At 54.4% G+C, this 16,336-nt stretch carries 11 protein-coding genes; 10 read left to right on the top strand and 1 reads right to left on the bottom strand.

Annotated elements, in window-relative coordinates; genetic code table 11:
- The first annotated feature begins 61 nt into the window (after window positions 1–61).
- The 10 genes from DFR30_RS07895 to DFR30_RS07850 all read left to right on the top strand — a co-directional run bounded on the left by DFR30_RS07895 (window position 62) and on the right by DFR30_RS07850 (window position 15,872).
- Window positions 62–2,551: an EAL domain-containing protein gene (locus tag DFR30_RS07895; protein WP_132972138.1), complete on the top strand. Its 2,490-nt coding sequence runs from the start codon at window positions 62–64 to the stop codon at window positions 2,549–2,551.
- 11 nt (window positions 2,552–2,562) lie between these two features.
- On the top strand, window positions 2,563–3,663 hold the full coding sequence (locus DFR30_RS07890; RefSeq protein WP_207891846.1) for a phospholipase D-like domain-containing protein: 1,101 nt from the start codon (window positions 2,563–2,565) through the stop codon (window positions 3,661–3,663).
- A 37-nt stretch (window positions 3,664–3,700) separates the two neighbouring features.
- On the top strand, window positions 3,701–4,624 hold the full coding sequence (mdh, locus tag DFR30_RS07885) for a malate dehydrogenase (RefSeq protein ID WP_132972137.1): 924 nt from the start codon (window positions 3,701–3,703) through the stop codon (window positions 4,622–4,624).
- Window positions 4,625–4,653: 29 nt separating this feature from the next.
- The gene (locus tag DFR30_RS07880; protein WP_132972136.1) at window positions 4,654–5,958 is read left to right on the top strand and encodes a citrate synthase; all 1,305 of its coding nucleotides are present in this window, start codon (window positions 4,654–4,656) and stop codon (window positions 5,956–5,958) included.
- Window positions 5,959–5,983: 25 nt separating this feature from the next.
- On the top strand, window positions 5,984–7,132 hold the full coding sequence (locus tag DFR30_RS07875; protein ID WP_132972135.1) for an aminotransferase class V-fold PLP-dependent enzyme: 1,149 nt from the start codon (window positions 5,984–5,986) through the stop codon (window positions 7,130–7,132).
- A 148-nt stretch (window positions 7,133–7,280) separates the two neighbouring features.
- Window positions 7,281–8,243 carry a YiiX/YebB-like N1pC/P60 family cysteine hydrolase gene (locus DFR30_RS07870; protein WP_132972134.1) on the top strand — a complete coding sequence of 321 codons (963 nt, stop codon included), beginning with the start codon at window positions 7,281–7,283 and terminating at the stop codon, window positions 8,241–8,243.
- 18 nt (window positions 8,244–8,261) lie between these two features.
- Window positions 8,262–10,739: an acyl-CoA dehydrogenase gene (locus DFR30_RS07865; RefSeq protein WP_132972133.1), complete on the top strand. Its 2,478-nt coding sequence runs from the start codon at window positions 8,262–8,264 to the stop codon at window positions 10,737–10,739.
- Entirely contained in the window at window positions 10,688–11,998 is a 1,311-nt protein-coding gene (locus DFR30_RS07860) for an acetyl-CoA C-acetyltransferase (protein WP_132972132.1), read from the top strand. The genes DFR30_RS07865 and DFR30_RS07860 overlap by 52 nt, the downstream gene beginning before the upstream one ends.
- Complete coding sequence (locus tag DFR30_RS07855; protein ID WP_132974417.1) at window positions 11,998–14,058, top strand: 3-hydroxyacyl-CoA dehydrogenase NAD-binding domain-containing protein; 2,061 nt, start codon at window positions 11,998–12,000, stop codon at window positions 14,056–14,058. Before DFR30_RS07860 ends, DFR30_RS07855 begins: the two co-directional genes overlap by 1 nt.
- Window positions 14,059–14,060: 2 nt before the next feature.
- Window positions 14,061–15,872, top strand: coding sequence for an AMP-dependent synthetase/ligase (locus tag DFR30_RS07850; protein WP_132972131.1), 1,812 nt, complete (start codon window positions 14,061–14,063; stop codon window positions 15,870–15,872).
- A gap of 11 nt (window positions 15,873–15,883) precedes the next feature.
- Here DFR30_RS07850 and DFR30_RS07845 read toward each other — a convergent pair whose 3' ends face one another.
- Window positions 15,884–16,279 (bottom strand): PilZ domain-containing protein, encoded by a 396-nt coding sequence (locus DFR30_RS07845; protein WP_132972130.1) that lies wholly within the window; start codon window positions 16,277–16,279, stop codon window positions 15,884–15,886.
- Window positions 16,280–16,336: the final 57 nt, after the last annotated feature.

Below are 16,336 nucleotides of genomic sequence, written 5' to 3'. Positions count from 1 at the left end.
CGCGACACACATCCCACAGATTTATTAAACTCGTGGAAAACAGAATACGTGGTTGGGCTTAATGAGTAAACGAAGCGTCAATATACTGATGGTTGGCAGTACCACATCCTGCGATGCAGTTCAGGATGCGCTGAAAGATGCTGACTTTGCTTTTAACCTTCTCAATATTTTTCAGCACAATTCTGTCAGTGGCGCGTTAACAAGCGACCAACTCCCTGACGTCATTATCTGCGAGCCTGTACTGGAAGATTTTTCTGCACAGGACCTGCCCCGTTTGCTACAACAGCACGGCTGTGAAAACCTGCCTGTTATTCTTGTCGCCGGAACCGGTTCGGAACCGGAAGCCATCCGTTGCCTGGATAACGGTATTGAGCAGCTGGTCGTCAATACACCCGCCTCACTGGCCAGACTGTGTGCGCTGGTCCCCTATGTTGTGCGACAGGCAGAAGAGAAAGCGCGTCAACAGGCGCTGGCGGAAGAATTGCAGGAAAGTCGTGAGCGCTATCTCGATATTTTTGACAACACCAGTGACCTTATTCAGTGTTTGTCAAAGGATGGAAGTTTTCTCTACACCAACCGGGCCTGGCGGGAAACCATGGGCTACAGTGTGGAAGAGATCAGCCACCTGTTACTGGCCGATGTTTTGCACGCTGACAGTCTGGCGTGTTGCCATGACCGCTTCTCACGCCTGAAAAAAGGTGAATCATTTGAACGTATCGATTTTAAATATGTGACGAAAACAGGTGAGATCGTTCATCTTGAAGGTGACTGCGGAAGTATATTCAAAGGGGGCGAAGCTGTATCGACCCGGGGAATATTCAGGAATGTTTCCGATACTGTTAAATCGGAACAAGCGAGAAAAGTCAGTGAGGCGCGCTACCAGACCCTGTATGAAAATGCCCCGGACATCTATTCCATCGTCAATGCCCGTGGAGAATTTGAATCGATTAATCGTACCGGTGCAGAGATGCTTGGCTACGAGGTTGATGAACTCGTTGGGCAGCCGGCAACCATGGTTATTCATCCTGAGGATTGCGAGCGTGTAATTGCCTATATCACTGAGCGCTTCGCGGATCCGGTTGAGAAAAACGGACTCGAATACCGCAAGGTAAGGAAAGACGGATCTGTACTTTGGGTGCACCAACGGGTGAGCCTTGACCCCGATACCAGTCAACCGCGTATGCTGGTGCTTTGTCGTGATATCTCCGAACAACACGAACTGCGCAAGCAGCTGTCCTACCAGGCAACGCATGACGAACTTACCCAGTTAATCAATCGGCGGGAGTTCGATGCACGTTTGCGTCGCATGCTTGCTGCATCAATGAACACCAGTGACCACCACGTGCTTTGCTACCTGGATCTGGATCAGTTCAAGGTCATCAACGACACCTGCGGGCACAGTGCCGGGGATGAACTGTTGCGCCAGGTGGCATCCCTTTTGTCACGTCAGATCCGCTCGCGAGACACGCTGGCGCGACTGGGTGGGGATGAATTCGCGATATTAATGGAACACTGCCCACTTGAGCAGGCAGAAATTCTTGCCAACCGTATACGGGAAATGATCGAGGACTTCCGTTTCCAGTGGAAAGCCCGGCGTTTCAGTATTGGCGCCAGTATAGGCGTTGTGCCTGTCCAACATTCGGGTTCTGTAGAGGATGTTCTCAGTCTTGCAGATTCAGCCTGCTACGAAGCCAAACAGCTGGGCAGAAACCGTGTACATGTGTTCCGCCCTGGTGACCGGGCCATTATCGGCAAGGTCGGTGATGGGCGCTGGGCAAGCCGTATTACCGAGGCACTGGATAATGATGCGTTCAGTCTCTTCGCCCAGGAAATTACGCCCTGTTGCGGGACAAAAGGCGGACAGCATATCGAGATACTCCTTCGTCTGCGCGACAATGAGGTCATGGTGAACCCCGGCGCATTCATGCCGGTTGCTGAACGCTATAACCTGTCCGGAAAACTTGACCAATGGGTGCTTGACCAGGCCATGACATGGTTTGAAAATCACCCTGACGCACTTGCCGAACTGGAGGTTTGCTCGATAAACCTTTCAGCGCTTTCGCTTTGTGATGATGCATTCAGAAACTATGCGCTGGAACGTATAGACGGCTCCCTTGTTCCGGCCTCGAAACTGTGCTTCGAAGTGACTGAAACAGCGGCTATATCGAATATCTCCCAGGCCACGCAGTTCATGCTTGCACTACGAAACCAGGGGTGTCTTTTCGCACTGGACGATTTCGGCAGCGGGCTGTCATCACTTGCCTACCTTAAAGACCTTCCCGTTGATATCGTCAAGATTGATGGCGCGTTTATCCGTAATATAGCCAACAGTGAAGTTGACCGAATGATGGTCAAGTCGATCTGCGAGATAGCACGCATGATGAATATGAAAACCACTGCGGAATATGTTGAATCGGAAGAATCACTGCAGGTGCTTCGCGAAACCGGTGTCGACTTTGTCCAGGGATTCCACATTGGTCACCCGATACCTCTTGATGAATTTGCCGGGCCCCGGCAACAGGATGCAGAAATCCTTCACTTCAATCGTTAACGCCAAATCGCGTGTCTGACGAGCGACCGCCGGACCACGGCAGCACAGAAAAAGGCTTCGTTCTTTTTACAGAAGGCGACCTCCTCTACGAGGATATGCTGACACAGATTGCTGCAGCCCGCACGGAAGTACTCCTGGAAAGCTATATTTTTGCCGATGACGAGATTGGTCAGCGCTTTGCACAGCTGCTTTCAAACCAGGCGCAGGCGGGCGTCCGGGTCAGGATCCACCTCGATGCCGCCGGTTCGTTTTTCTGGTCATCCCACAAGCTGACAGACGGGATGATATCGCACGGGGTTCAGGTGCGCTGGTTTCACCGCTGGGACTGGCGTCGGCCATGGCGCTATAACCAGCGTAATCATCGTAAACTCCTGGTCGTTGACGGCAACACAGCCTGGGTGGGCGGTTTCAATATTCACCGTGAAAATTCTATTTCAGTATATGGCCCAGCACGCTGGCGTGATATGCATGTACGTTTCGGCGGTAACCTTGCTGCACAGGCAAGAATACTGTTCGATGATTTCTGGCGCGGGAAGAAGCGCTCACACTTCCCACTCACCTCTGTGAACAATACGCTCCTGGTATCGAATTACACGCGCGGCAGCCGTCGTTATATGAACATGTTGTTCCGTCAAACGATGGCCGATGCGCAGCAAAGTATTCATGTAACAACCCCCTACTTCATTCCAGACAGCCTTACGCAAAAGCTGTTAACCCGGGCCGCCAGGCAGGGTATAAAAGTAAAGCTCCTTGTGCCGGGGAAGACCGATATCCCGCTCACCCGGTGGGCCGCGCAGGCCGTCTACGCGCCACTGCTGGATGCCGGTGTACAAATCCATGAGTACCTGCCCAGACTGTTGCACGCCAAAGCCATTGTCGTTGACAGGCATTTTACAATTATCGGAACATCAAACATTGACTACCGGAGCTTCTTTCTTAACTACGAACTGAATCTCTTTACGCAGGATGAGGAACTTTGTCACCAGCTCGAAACTCAATTCATTGAAGATCTTGATTCATCCAGGGAGATCAGTGCGGTACACTGGAAGCGACGCTTCTGGGGAGACAGGTTGCTCGAACTGATTGGATGGATGGCCCGGCGCTGGCTATAGTTAGCAAGTCAGGCCACATTTTGGCAGGGAGGTATAAATGCACAAAATCTGTATTGTTGGTGCAGGTCGTGTTGGTGAATCGACTGCCCAGATTATCGCCAAGGAAGAATTGTGTCGTGAAGTGGCGCTGCTGGATATTCACGAAGGTGTTCCACAGGGCATTGCACTGGATATACAGCAGTCCGCCTCCCTGCTGCGTTTTGATACGCGCGTTACCGGTGATACCGATCCGGCCATCATGGCTGACTCGGACATGGTCATCATAACGGCCGGCTTCCCGCGCAAGCCGGGGATGTCACGTTCCGACGTGCTCGAGGCCAACCTGTCCATTATTGACGGACTGGTTGACCATGCGGTGAAATTCGCACCTGATGCGATGATCATGATGGTCACCAATCCTGTCGATGTGTTGACATGGAGAGCCTGGCAACGCTCCGGCTGGTCACGCAACCGTGTATTTGGACAGTCCGGTGCACTGGATACGGCGCGCATGATCAGTTTTATTGCGCTTGAGACCGGTTACTCAATCAAGGATATCTCTGCCCTGGTGCTCGGTGGTCACGGTGATGCGATGGTCCCCCTGCCCCGTTTCACCGATATTTCCGGTATACCCATAGAACATTTTCTCGGTACAGCTACCATCGAGCAGATTGCCGAGCGAACCCGTCAGGGGGGAGGCGAGATTCTCGCACTGAAAAAACACAGCAGCGCCTACGATTCACCGGCTGCAGCAATAGCCTCGATGGTGGACGCCATACAGCATAATCGCAAGCGTATTCTCCCCTGTGTGAGTATTCTCGAGGGTGAATACGGCCAGCAAGGCATTGCCATGGGCGTTCCGGCTGTGCTCGACGAGAATGGCCTGGTTAAGATCGTCGAATTAAAACTGAACGCATCGGAACAAAAAGACTTTGATCGTTCTGCCGATATGGTCAGGGCCGATATAAGACTACTTCCATAATTCTTGACACTGCACAGGAGAGAGCACCAGTGAGTGAAGATACCGTTACCGTTATTGACAACCGGACCGGCAAGCGTATCGAGCTTCCCATACGCAAGGCGACACAGGGACCCGACGCAGTCGATATCGGCAGCTTCTACCGGGAAACCGGGTATTTCACTTACGACCCCGGCTTCCTGTCTACCGCAAGCTGCCATAGTCAACTGACCTACCTGGACGGTAAAAATGGCAAGCTGATGTACCGGGGATACCCGATCGAACAGCTGGCAGAGAAAAGTAATTTTCTCGAAGTGGCCTACCTTATGCTGTATGGCGAACTGCCGCAACAACAGCAGCTGGAGGAGTTTCGCAGGATTATCATTCACCACACCATGCTGAATGAGTCCCTGAAAAGTTTCTTCCGTGGTTTCTATCATGATGCACACCCGATGGCGATCATGGTTGGCGTGGTGGGGTCGCTCTCTGCTTTCTACCACGATTCTACTGATATCAATAACCCCCGCCACCGGGAGATAGCCGCGCACCGGATGATTGCCAAGATGCCGAGTATTGCAGCGGCCAGTTACAAACACTCGGTCGGTGAACCGCAGGTATACCCGGACAACAGCCTCAGCTACACAGGGAACCTGTTGAACATGATGTTCGCAGTACCCTGCGAACCTTTCGTGCTTAACCCGGTAGCGGAAAAAGCCCTTGATCTGATTTTTATCCTGCACATTGACCACGAGCAGAACGCCAGCACTTCGACCGTACGTCTGGCCGGCAGCTCAGGAGCCAACCCGTTTGCCTGCATTGCCTCGGGAATTGCAGCCCTGTGGGGACCTGCACATGGCGGGGCCAATGAGGCTGTCCTGAACATGCTCGATGAAATCGGCGATATTGCCAATGTGCCAAAGTACCTGGCGCGTGCAAAGGACAAGAATGACCCGTTCAGGTTAATGGGGTTCGGGCACCGGGTCTACAAGAACTATGACCCGCGTGCACGAATCATCCGCGAGATGTGTCATGAAGTGCTGGAAAAACTGGGCGATGCCAATGACCCGCGTTTTGAGCTGGCACTGAAACTGGAAGAAATTGCGCTTAACGACGAATATTTTGTTAAACGGAAACTGTATCCCAACGTGGATTTTTATTCGGGACTGATCTACCGTGCGCTGGGCATACCGACCAATATGTTTACTGTCATGTTTGCCATCGCCCGTACAGTCGGCTGGGTATCCCAGTGGATGGAAATGATCAGTGAAGACAATCAGCGCATAGGCCGCCCGCGCCAGCTATATGTTGGCGAAAAGGAGCGCAATTACGTTCCGATAGACAAGCGCGGTACACGCTGACAATGTTTTTCTGCATACTGTGACTATGGATAAGGCCGCTATCAGCACCGCACCCGAGAAGGAATTCAATCTTGACCCCGGGATTTGTCACCTTAACCATGCTGCTGTAGCGCCCTGGCCCCTACGTACAGTACAGGCCGTAACCGCGTTCTGTGAAGAAAACGCGGCCACAGGTTCACAGCGCTATGCACAATGGCTGAACATCGAGCAACAACTCCGTGACAGGCTGGCACAATTAATCAACGCACAGAGTAGCGATGAGATTGCCCTGCTGAAAAGCACTTCGGAAGCGCTCTCTGTTGTCGCCTGGGGACTGGACTGGAAGCCGGGTGACGAAGTCCTTATCAGTACACAGGAGTTTCCTTCCAATCGTATCGTGTGGGAGTCCCTGAAACCTCTGGGCGTAACTGTCCGCCAGATCGAAACAGATGTCGCAAACACAAGCCCCGCCCAACAGCTGGTCGATGCCATGTCGGAACAGACGCGCCTGGTGTCGGTCAGCTCTGTCCAGTATGCAACAGGCCTTGCACTGGATCTGGCAACCATCGGGCGTGCCTGTCGGGAGCGCGATATCGTCTTCTGCGTAGATGCGATTCAGAGTATTGGCGCCCTGCCCTTCGATGTTCAGGCTTGCCATGCCGACTTCGTGATGGCCGACGGACACAAGTGGATGCTTGGCCCGGAGGGGCTTGCCCTGTTCTATTGCCGGCAGGCATGGCTGGAGCGGCTGACGCTGCGACAGTTCGGCTGGCACATGGTCGAGGCAATGGGGGACTACGACCGTGTTGACTGGGAACCGGCACAGACCGCCCGCCGTTTCGAATGCGGTAGCCCGAATATGCTGGGCATACATGCACTGCACGCCAGTATTGGTTTGCTGCTCGAAACCGGAATGGAAAAAATATCTAATCTGATTTCTGTTAAAGTATCATATCTTATTGATAACCTAATAAATAAAGGCGCTATAATTCTCTCAGAAACACGCCCCGGGCAGCGCGCAGGCATTGTCACCTTCCGATTCCCCGACGAGGATACAGGCAAGCGATACCAGTACTTGCAGAAACAAGGGGTTATCTGTGCACTGAGAGGGGGTGGAATCCGCTTTTCACCTCATTTCTATACCCCTCAGGCAGTTCTGGACAGAGCGCTGGAACTTGCCTGTCAACCACTTTGAATTCCTCATCTCTATAACCGTAAAGTATTTTTTAATCAATAACGTCCGGTTGCCGCTATTATTGGAATATAACCCGCAGAATGAAGGCTCAAACAGATCGTGAGTTTGACTGTCCAAACTGTACACAGGCACCGAAAGCGGAGGTTGTATGGTGTTTAATCCAGCAGCCTGGCTGGGGAGGAAGATTGTTCGCTGGCTCACGATAGAGCACCAGCAAAGCTCCCCGCCACTTTGCGATTTTGATCGTATTCGTTACGAAGTTCGTCCCTGCGACGTTATTCTCGTCGAAGGGCGTAGCCGTGTGTCCGAAATTATCCGTACCATCACTCAAAGTCCCTGGTCACATTCTGCATTGTATATTGGCCGGGTTCACGATATCGATGACCCGGTACTGCGTGGCAAGATACTGAGCTTCTATGACGGGGACCCCAACGAGCAGCTGGTGATTGAGGCCTGGCTTGGTGAGGGTATGGTAGTCAACCCGTTGAGCAAATACCGAAACGCCTCATTACGTATATGCCGCCCTACCGGACTCACGCGGCAAGATGCCCAGTATGTCCTGGAATTCTCGTTACAACACCTGGGGTTTGATTACGATCTTCGCCAACTGCTCGACCTTGCCCGCTTCCTGCTGCCCTACAGTGTTATTCCGCGCCGCTGGCGCTCCAGTCTGTTTGAACATAACGCCGGTTTGCCGACCCGATCGGTTTGCTCGTCCATGATTGCGGCAGCCTTCGCATCGGTCAAGTTTCCGGTGCTACCGGTTCTGGAAGAAAAACTTGATGGCTCACTGCGTATGATTCCGCGTAATACACGCCTGTTTACACCACGTGATTTTGATTACTCACCCTACTTTGAAATCATTAAATGTCCGCACCTGGATTTTGGCAAGTCGCACTCCTACCACGGGCTTCCGTGGGATAAAAAAGGAAGAATCTGCAATGATCACGGCGAGTGTTTTGTCCCTACCATGCAACCGGATGTAGCAGGTGACAAGGATACCGTGCAGACAACCGATATAGAATCAGCGACAGGCAACGCTGCTGTTTCCGGGCCAGATGCGCAAGGTACGGATGAAAATGAACCTTCCGGTACTGAAAAAACCAGCTGACGATTCAGGAGAATGATCATGGTGACACTACTGGAAATCGTCCTTGTTCTCGCCGCCTGCTGGACGCTGGCAGCAAGAGGCGCGCCGGCCTGGGCATGGATTGCATTCATTGGCGCCTGCCTGCTGATATGGCCTTCCTTCCATACCGCCAGCGCATGGCTACTGGTACCGGCATGGCTGGTGTTTATTCCTGCTGCCGCGGTACTGGGCTTACCTTCCCTGCGGTGCAAGGTTGTCAGTGACCCTGTACTGCAATTGTTCAGGAAATTAATGCCATCGATTTCAGACACTGAGCGTGAAGCACTGGAGGCAGGAAGCACCTGGTGGGAAGCTGACCTGTTCAGTGGGAAGCCGGACTGGCGCAAGTTGCTGGCTTATGACAAACCCGCCCTGAATGCCGAGGAACAGGCTTTCATCGATGGCCCCGTTGATGAACTGTGCCGCATGATCGATGACTGGAAAATCACCGAAGACCTGCACGACCTTCCCTTGCCTGTCTGGCAATTTCTCAAACAACAGCGTTTTTTCGGCATGATTATCCCGAAGCAGTATGGCGGACTGGAATTTACAGCGCATGGTCACTCCAGTGTGGTCATGAAAATTGCCAGTCGCAGCATCACGGCTGCAGTCACTACAATGGTTCCCAATTCGCTTGGACCGGCGCAACTGTTGCTGCACTACGGCACCGAAGACCAGAAGGATCACTACCTTCCCCGTCTTGCCAGTGGCGAAGAAATTCCCTGTTTTGCCCTCACCGGCCCGGAGGCCGGCAGTGATGCCGCCGCCATGCCGGATCGTGGTGTGGTTTGCCGGCAGCCATTCAACGGCGAGGAAACACTCGGCATCCGGCTCAACTGGGAGAAGCGCTACATCACACTGGGACCGGTCGCGACAGTGTTGGGGCTGGCTTTCAAGTTATACGATCCGGACCATCTGATCGGTGATGAGGAAGAACGCGGCATCACACTGGCGTTGATCCCGACCGACACACCCGGCATCGATATCGGTAGCCGCCATTTCCCGCTCAATCAGGCATTTATGAATGGTCCCAACCGGGGCAAAGATGTTTTTATCCCCATGGACTGGATCATCGGCGGTCAGGCGCGTATCGGTGAAGGCTGGCGCATGCTCATGGAAAGCCTGGCTGATGGCCGTTCTATTTCCCTGCCGGCGCTCAGCACGGGTGCCGGCAAGCTGTCCGCGCGTACCTGTGGCGCCTATGCGGCCGTACGCAAACAGTTCAAGACGCCGATTGGCAAGTTTGAAGGTATCTCTGAGGTGCTCGGGCGTATTGCCGGTAATGCCTATGCCATGGACGCAGCGCGTGGCCTTACTACGCTGGCAGTTGATGCAGGTGAAAAACCTTCGGTTGCCTCGGCTATCGTCAAGTATCACCTGACAGAACGCATGCGTCGCGTCATCGATGATGCCATGGACATACACGGTGGTCGTGGAATCTGTATGGGACCGCGTAACTACCTGGCACGCGTATACCAGGCCATTCCGATATCCATCACGGTGGAGGGCGCAAATATTCTGACCCGTAGCCTGATCATCTTCGGCCAGGGTGCGATCCGCTGCCACCCCTGGCTACTGAAAGAAATGGAAGCCGCCCGGAAAAAGGATGTCACAGCCTTTGACCACGCATTGTTCGGGCACATCAAACTGCTGACCGGCAATCTGGCACGTGCCACGTTCCATGGACTGACACGTGCACGCTTTGCACAAGCGCCGACTGACCGGGAAGAAGCCCGATATTACCGACAACTGACGCGTCTTAGTGCAGCATTTGCCGTTACCGCAGAAGCCGCATTGCTGACCCTGGGTGGTGCGCTGAAAAGAAAAGAATCGATTTCCGGTCGTCTCGGTGATGTCCTGAGCCTGATGTATATTGCTTCGGCCGCTCTCAAGCGATTCGAGGATGAAGGACGCCAGACCACAGACCGGCCATTACTGGAGTGGACAGTGCGCGATGCGCTATACCAGGCACAGCAAAGGCTGTTCGAGGTATACGATAACCTGCCTCACCGCACACTGGGCCGTATATTGAAATGGATACTGTTTCCATACAATGCAAGTTACCGCGCCCCGGATGATGTCTTGCTTCAGCGCGCTGCGAACGTTGTTCTGCGTTGGGGAACAGGTCGTGAACGCCTTACCGAAGGCTTGTTCATATCAGACGATGAAGATGATCCTGTCCACCAGCTTGAGATTGCGCTGGAACGTGCAACGGCTGCACAACCCGTGCTGTCGAACTTGCGAAACGCCATGCGCAGTGGTCAACTTGAGTCCGGCGATCCCGAACTGTATCTGGACGAAGCGGTTTCAGCCGGCATAATCGACGAACGCGAAGCGGCCCAGGTGCGTGCCGCCATCACTGCAAGGCAACAGGTCATCGGAGTCGATGAATTTCCCAGGGACTACTGGAAGGAGAAGAACAGCTCATGGCAGCGCAACCAAACCCTCTCGCCACAGGCCGACCAGTCTACGTCGTAGACGGAGCGCGCTCACCGTTTTTGCGCGCGAGGAACAAGCCTGGTCCGTTTCACGCATCTGATCTGGCGTTTCAGGCAGGGCGCGCCCTGCTCTATCGTCAACCGTTCAGTGCCGAGGCTTTCGACCAGGTTATTCTTGGCTGCGTTATGCCCGCCCCGCACGAGATCAATATTGCCCGTGTCGTTTCACTGCGCCTCGGCTGCGGGGAAAAAGTCCCTGCCTGGACCGTGCAGCGAAATTGTGCGTCCGGTATGCAGGCTCTCGACTGTGCCGCCCAGGATATCGCCAGCGGGCGCTCCGAACTGGTACTGGCAGGCGGCACAGAGGCCATGAGCCATGCACCGTTACTGTTTGGTACTGCCATGGCTGCCTGGCTGGGCACCTTCAGTTCGGCCCGCACACCAGTCGACAAACTAAAGGCCGCGGTAGCGTTCCGGCCCGCCTTCCTCAAACCGGTCATCGGTCTGCTGTGCGGGCTGACCGACCCGATTGTCGGTCTCAACATGGGGCAGACAGCAGAAATTCTCGCACACCGTTTCAGTGTCAGTCGTGAAGAGATGGATGCTTTCGCTGTGCGCAGCCATCAGCGACTGGCCAGTGCTACAGAGCAGGGGCGCCTCGACGAAATTGAAACTGTCTATGATGAAGCCGGAAAATACCATGATCATGATGACGGCTGCCGCCCGGACAGCAGTGTTGAGAAGCTGGCAAAACTGCGGCCGGCCTTTGAACGCCCCTTCGGTAAAATTACTGCCGGTAACAGTGCGCAAATAACCGACGGTGCCGCCCTGTTGATTCTTGCTTCTGAAGAGGCCGTGGAGAAATACAAGCTCCCGGTAATCGGTCAGATACGTGACAGTCAGTGGGCAGGACTCGACCCCAGCCAGATGGGCCTGGGGCCGGTACATGCCATGGCACCGATTCTTGAACGTCACGGATTCGACTCTGCCGATATTGACTACTGGGAAATCAACGAAGCATTTGCCGCACAGGTGCAGTCCTGCCTGCGCGCCTGGCAAAGTGAAGACTTTTGCAAGGACGAGCTTGGACTTATGCACGCGTTCACACCGATCGATGAGGAACGCCTGAATGTGGATGGTGGCGGTGTTTCTCTCGGACACCCGGTCGGTGCCAGTGGTGCACGCATTGTGCTGCACCTGCTGAAAACCCTGCAACGTGAGGGTGCACAACGTGGGATGGCGAGCCTGTGCATCGGTGGTGGCCAGGGTGGCGCCATGCTGGTAGAGAGGATCGTATGATGGAAAACAGGCCTGACCTGAATACACACATTGATGAAGACAACATTGCCTGGCTGCATTTTGACAAACAGGACTCCGGCACCAATGTTCTGTCCGCTTCTGTGCTGGAAGGCTTTTACGAGACACTGCTGGAGCTTGTAGAGTGTAAACCACGCGGCCTGGTTATCCTGTCAGACAAGCCCAACGGCTTTATCGCCGGTGCAGACGTACGCGAATTTACGCAGCTCGAAAATTACGACCAGGCGCTGGACGCCATCCAGCGAGGGCAGGCCGTGTTTGACCGACTGGCCGCGCTACCCTTCCCGACCGTCGCGTTGATTCATGGTTTCTGCCTGGGAGGTGGTCTTGAACTGTCGCTGGCCTGTCGATACCGTATTGCCCGTGATGACAAGGGCACACGGCTGGGGTTGCCGGAAGTCCGGCTCGGCATACACCCGGGTTTTGGCGGCTCGGCAAGGCTTACACCGCTGGTCGGTGCATTGCACGCCATGGATCTTATGCTCAGCGGGCGTACCGTCGATGGCCGTACGGCAAAACGCATGGGCATCGTTGACTACGCCTTGCCGGAACGTCACCTGAAAACCGCCGCGCGCGCACTGATACTCGATCCTCCTCCGCCACATAAGCCTGCACGCCTGCAGGCCCTGACCAATCACGCCTGGGTGCGCCCGGTGCTGGCAAAAGTTTTTGAATACCAGGTGGGTAAAAAAGCCCGTAAGGAACACTACCCGGCACCCTGGGCGCTTATCGATATCTGGCGTAACTTTGCTGATGCCGAGCGTGACATGCTGCATGCAGAAGCAGAATCGGTCGCAAGACTTATTGTCGGTTCCACAGCGCAGAATCTCATTCGAGTTTTCCTGTTGCAGGAACAGTTGAAGGCCCTGGGCAATCATTCTGACTATCACCCGCAGCGGGTACATGTTGTCGGGGCAGGCATCATGGGGGGCGATATCGCAGCCTGGTGTGCCTTCAGGGGTATGCAGGTAACCCTGCAGGATCAGTCACCCGAACGTATAGCACCGGCAATCAAACGCGCTCACCAGCTGTTCAAACGCCGTTTGCGGCGGCCACGCCCGGTACAGGAAGCCATGGATCGCCTGATGCCGGATCACAGGGGGCTTGGCGTAGAGCGTGCTGATGTCGTGATCGAAGCAATATTCGAAGATGCTGACGCCAAGCGGCAACTGTACGCACAACTGGAACCACGCATGCGAGCTGATGCCATTCTCGCCACCAATACATCCAGTATTCCACTGGGGGAACTGCGTACTGTTCTGAAACAACCCCAACGACTGGTCGGGCTGCACTTTTTCAACCCCGTGGCGAAAATGCAGCTGGTGGAAATCGTACGTGACGAGGTTACCGATGCAGATGTCGTGCTCAGGGCAACAACCTTTGCGCGCCGCATCGACCGGCTTCCGCTGCCGGTGACCAGCACACCGGGCTTTCTTGTCAATCGTATTCTCATGCCCTACCTGCTCGAAGCCGTACAACTGGAGAGTGAAGGGGTACCTGCTATTGAAATTGATCGTCAGGCCGTTGCATTCGGGATGCCGATGGGGCCTGTTGAGCTTGCAGACACGGTAGGACTCGATATATGCCTGCATGTTGCCGAGAACCTCGGAGAACACTTCAACGTCGAGTTACCACAACGATTGCGTGATCTGGTAAGCCAGGGGAACCTGGGGCGTAAAAGTGGCAGGGGTTTCTACCAGTACAAGAAAGGCAAGCCTGTCAAGCCGGTTTGGCCAAGGGTGCATCATGCAGGTGAAGAGGTAATCGACCGCATGATACTGCGTATGCTCAATGAAGTTGTTGCCTGCCTGCGTGAGAAGGTCGTCGAGAAAGCGGATCATCTTGACGGCGGCATGGTATACGGTACCGGCTTTGCGCCGTTCCGCGGTGGCCCCCTGCATTATATCGAGAGTACAGGAGCCGACATACTTTACCAGCGACTGAACAGTCTTGAGCAAAAGTTCGGTATCCGTTTCAAACCGGATTCCGGGTGGAAAGACGTGGCAGGTTTTTCATTAAGTGACAATATGGCGAGTGAATAACAATGAACAAGAACAATGAAAGTCACCTGGTAACACCTGAACAGGCGGGAACACTTTCGGGCCTGTTTTTTGAACGCGTCAAACGAACCCCTGACGCGCTGGCGTATCGTTACTTCGATCAGGAATGCGAAGAATGGAAGGACATCAGCTGGTCCGAAGCCGGTCAGGAAGCAGCACGCTGGCAGGCGGCACTTGCTTCGGAAGATCTGCAGCCCGGAGATCGTGTTGCAGTGCTCATGCAAAACTGCCCGCAATGGGTCATGTACGACCAGGCTGCACTTGCCAATGGACTGGTCATCGTACCCCTGTACACCCAGGACCGGGCCGAAAATGTAGCCTACATATTGCAAAATGCGGGCGTAAAAGTGCTCCTGATCGGGCATCAGGAGCACTGGGACGCGTTACAGCCGGTCTGGGACCAGCTGGGTTTTCTGAACCGCATCATCAGTCTTGAACACATCGATACCAGCGGCCACCCCGATATGCGGCTACTCACAGCCGGGGAATGGCTACCTGACGAGGCCGAGCTGGTGCGCGTTAACTGGGACAAGGACGCGCTGGCAACAATCGTTTATACCTCGGGCACTACCGGGCGGCCCAAGGGGGTAATGCTCAGCCACTATAATATTCTCTGGAATGCCTATCGCAGCCTTCAGGTGGTGAAAAGAACCCCTGATGAACTGTTCCTGTCCTTTCTTCCCCTGTCCCACACGCTCGAACGCACGGCGGGCTATTACCTGCCGATGATGCTGGGCGCCGCTGTAGCATATAACCGCTCTATCCCCCAGCTTGGTGAGGACCTGCTGGCCGTTCGACCAACCCTGTTGATTTCCGTACCGCGTATCTTCGAGCGTGTCTACAACAAGATCCATGCGGGTCTGGAGGAAAAATCTCCGATCGCGCGTGCGCTTTTCCGTATGGCGGTCAACGTCGGGTGGCGGCGGTTCGAATTCCGGCAAGGGCGTGCCGGCTGGACGCCCGGACTTTTGTTATGGCCATTGCTGAACAAGCTGGTTGCAAGCAAGGTCATGGAAAAGCTCGGCGGACGGATGCGACTTGCCGTCGTGGGAGGTGCGCCACTACCGTTTGACGTTGCGCGGTTATTCATTGGCCTTGGGTTACCCATGATTCAGGGCTATGGGCTGACTGAGACCAGTCCTGTCATCAGCGTAAACCCGATAGAGAATAATGATCCCCGCAGCGTCGGCTGCCTGCTGGAAGACGTCGAGGCCCGCATCGGCGAAAAGGATGAACTGTTGATCCGAAGCCCCGGTCTTATGCTTGGCTACTGGGCCAACGAAAAGGCGACGCGTGAAGTAATCGATGATGACGGCTGGCTTCATACCGGTGATAAAGCCAGGCTGGAAAATGGTCAGTTGTATATTACCGGTCGACTCAAGGAGATTATCGTCCTTGCCAATGGTGAGAAAGTTCCCCCGGCTGACATGGAAATGGCTATTGTCGCCGACCCTCTGTTTGAGCAGGCCATGGTCATCGGTGATAACCGTCCTTACCTCACCGCGTTACTTGTACTTGACCCTGAACAGTGGAAGGTGTTTGCAGGGCAACTTGGCGTCGATCCTGACAGTGTGGATGGTTGTAACAGCTCGCGGGTTTCGGCAGCGATTCTCGAACGTGTGGCAAAACAGATCAGCGCTTTCCCCGGCTACGCCAAAATTCACAGCGTTCACTGCCAGCTGGAGCCCTGGACTATCGAGGATGGTCTGATTACGCCTACACTCAAGCTGAAACGTGACAAGGTCTGCGAGACCTACGCACAACAGATCGAAGCGATGTACAAGGGGCACCACTGAACAGGAGTTTTTCAGGAACCTGCAGGTTCAGGTAAGGCGTTTGCAAAGCTGCCCGTCGCCACCTGCTTTTCCTGTTCGTGTCTTTGCCCGCGTTTCTGGTAAAACATCAGGTCCTGGATAATTGCCTCGGTAACGATGTCGTTTTCAGCAAATTCCATCGCCAGCCTGGAACTATTGTGGCGAACAACGCGGCAATACATCTTGCGGTACAGGATTTCATTTCCTGTCCATACCCGCATGTTGAGGATCACCGAACGCTGGGCAGCGGGAAGTTCGCCCTCGTCAACATGAACTGATACCCCGCCCTTGCTGATATTTTCTACGTGGCCATGGCAATAGCCGGCGCCCGGATGGGCAATATCGATATCGACCAGTATCTGGTCGCGCTTCGCTTTTCTTCTTTCCACGGCGGCACCCCGGACATGTTACAACATCAGGGGTAAGACTCCGCACCCCTTCCCTGC

It is taken from the genome of Thiogranum longum (assembly GCF_004339085.1).
Lineage (GTDB): Bacteria > Pseudomonadota > Gammaproteobacteria > DSM-19610 > DSM-19610 > Thiogranum > Thiogranum longum.
Note: the sequence above shows the minus strand (reverse complement) of the source record. Positions and strands in the feature narration are given on the sequence as shown.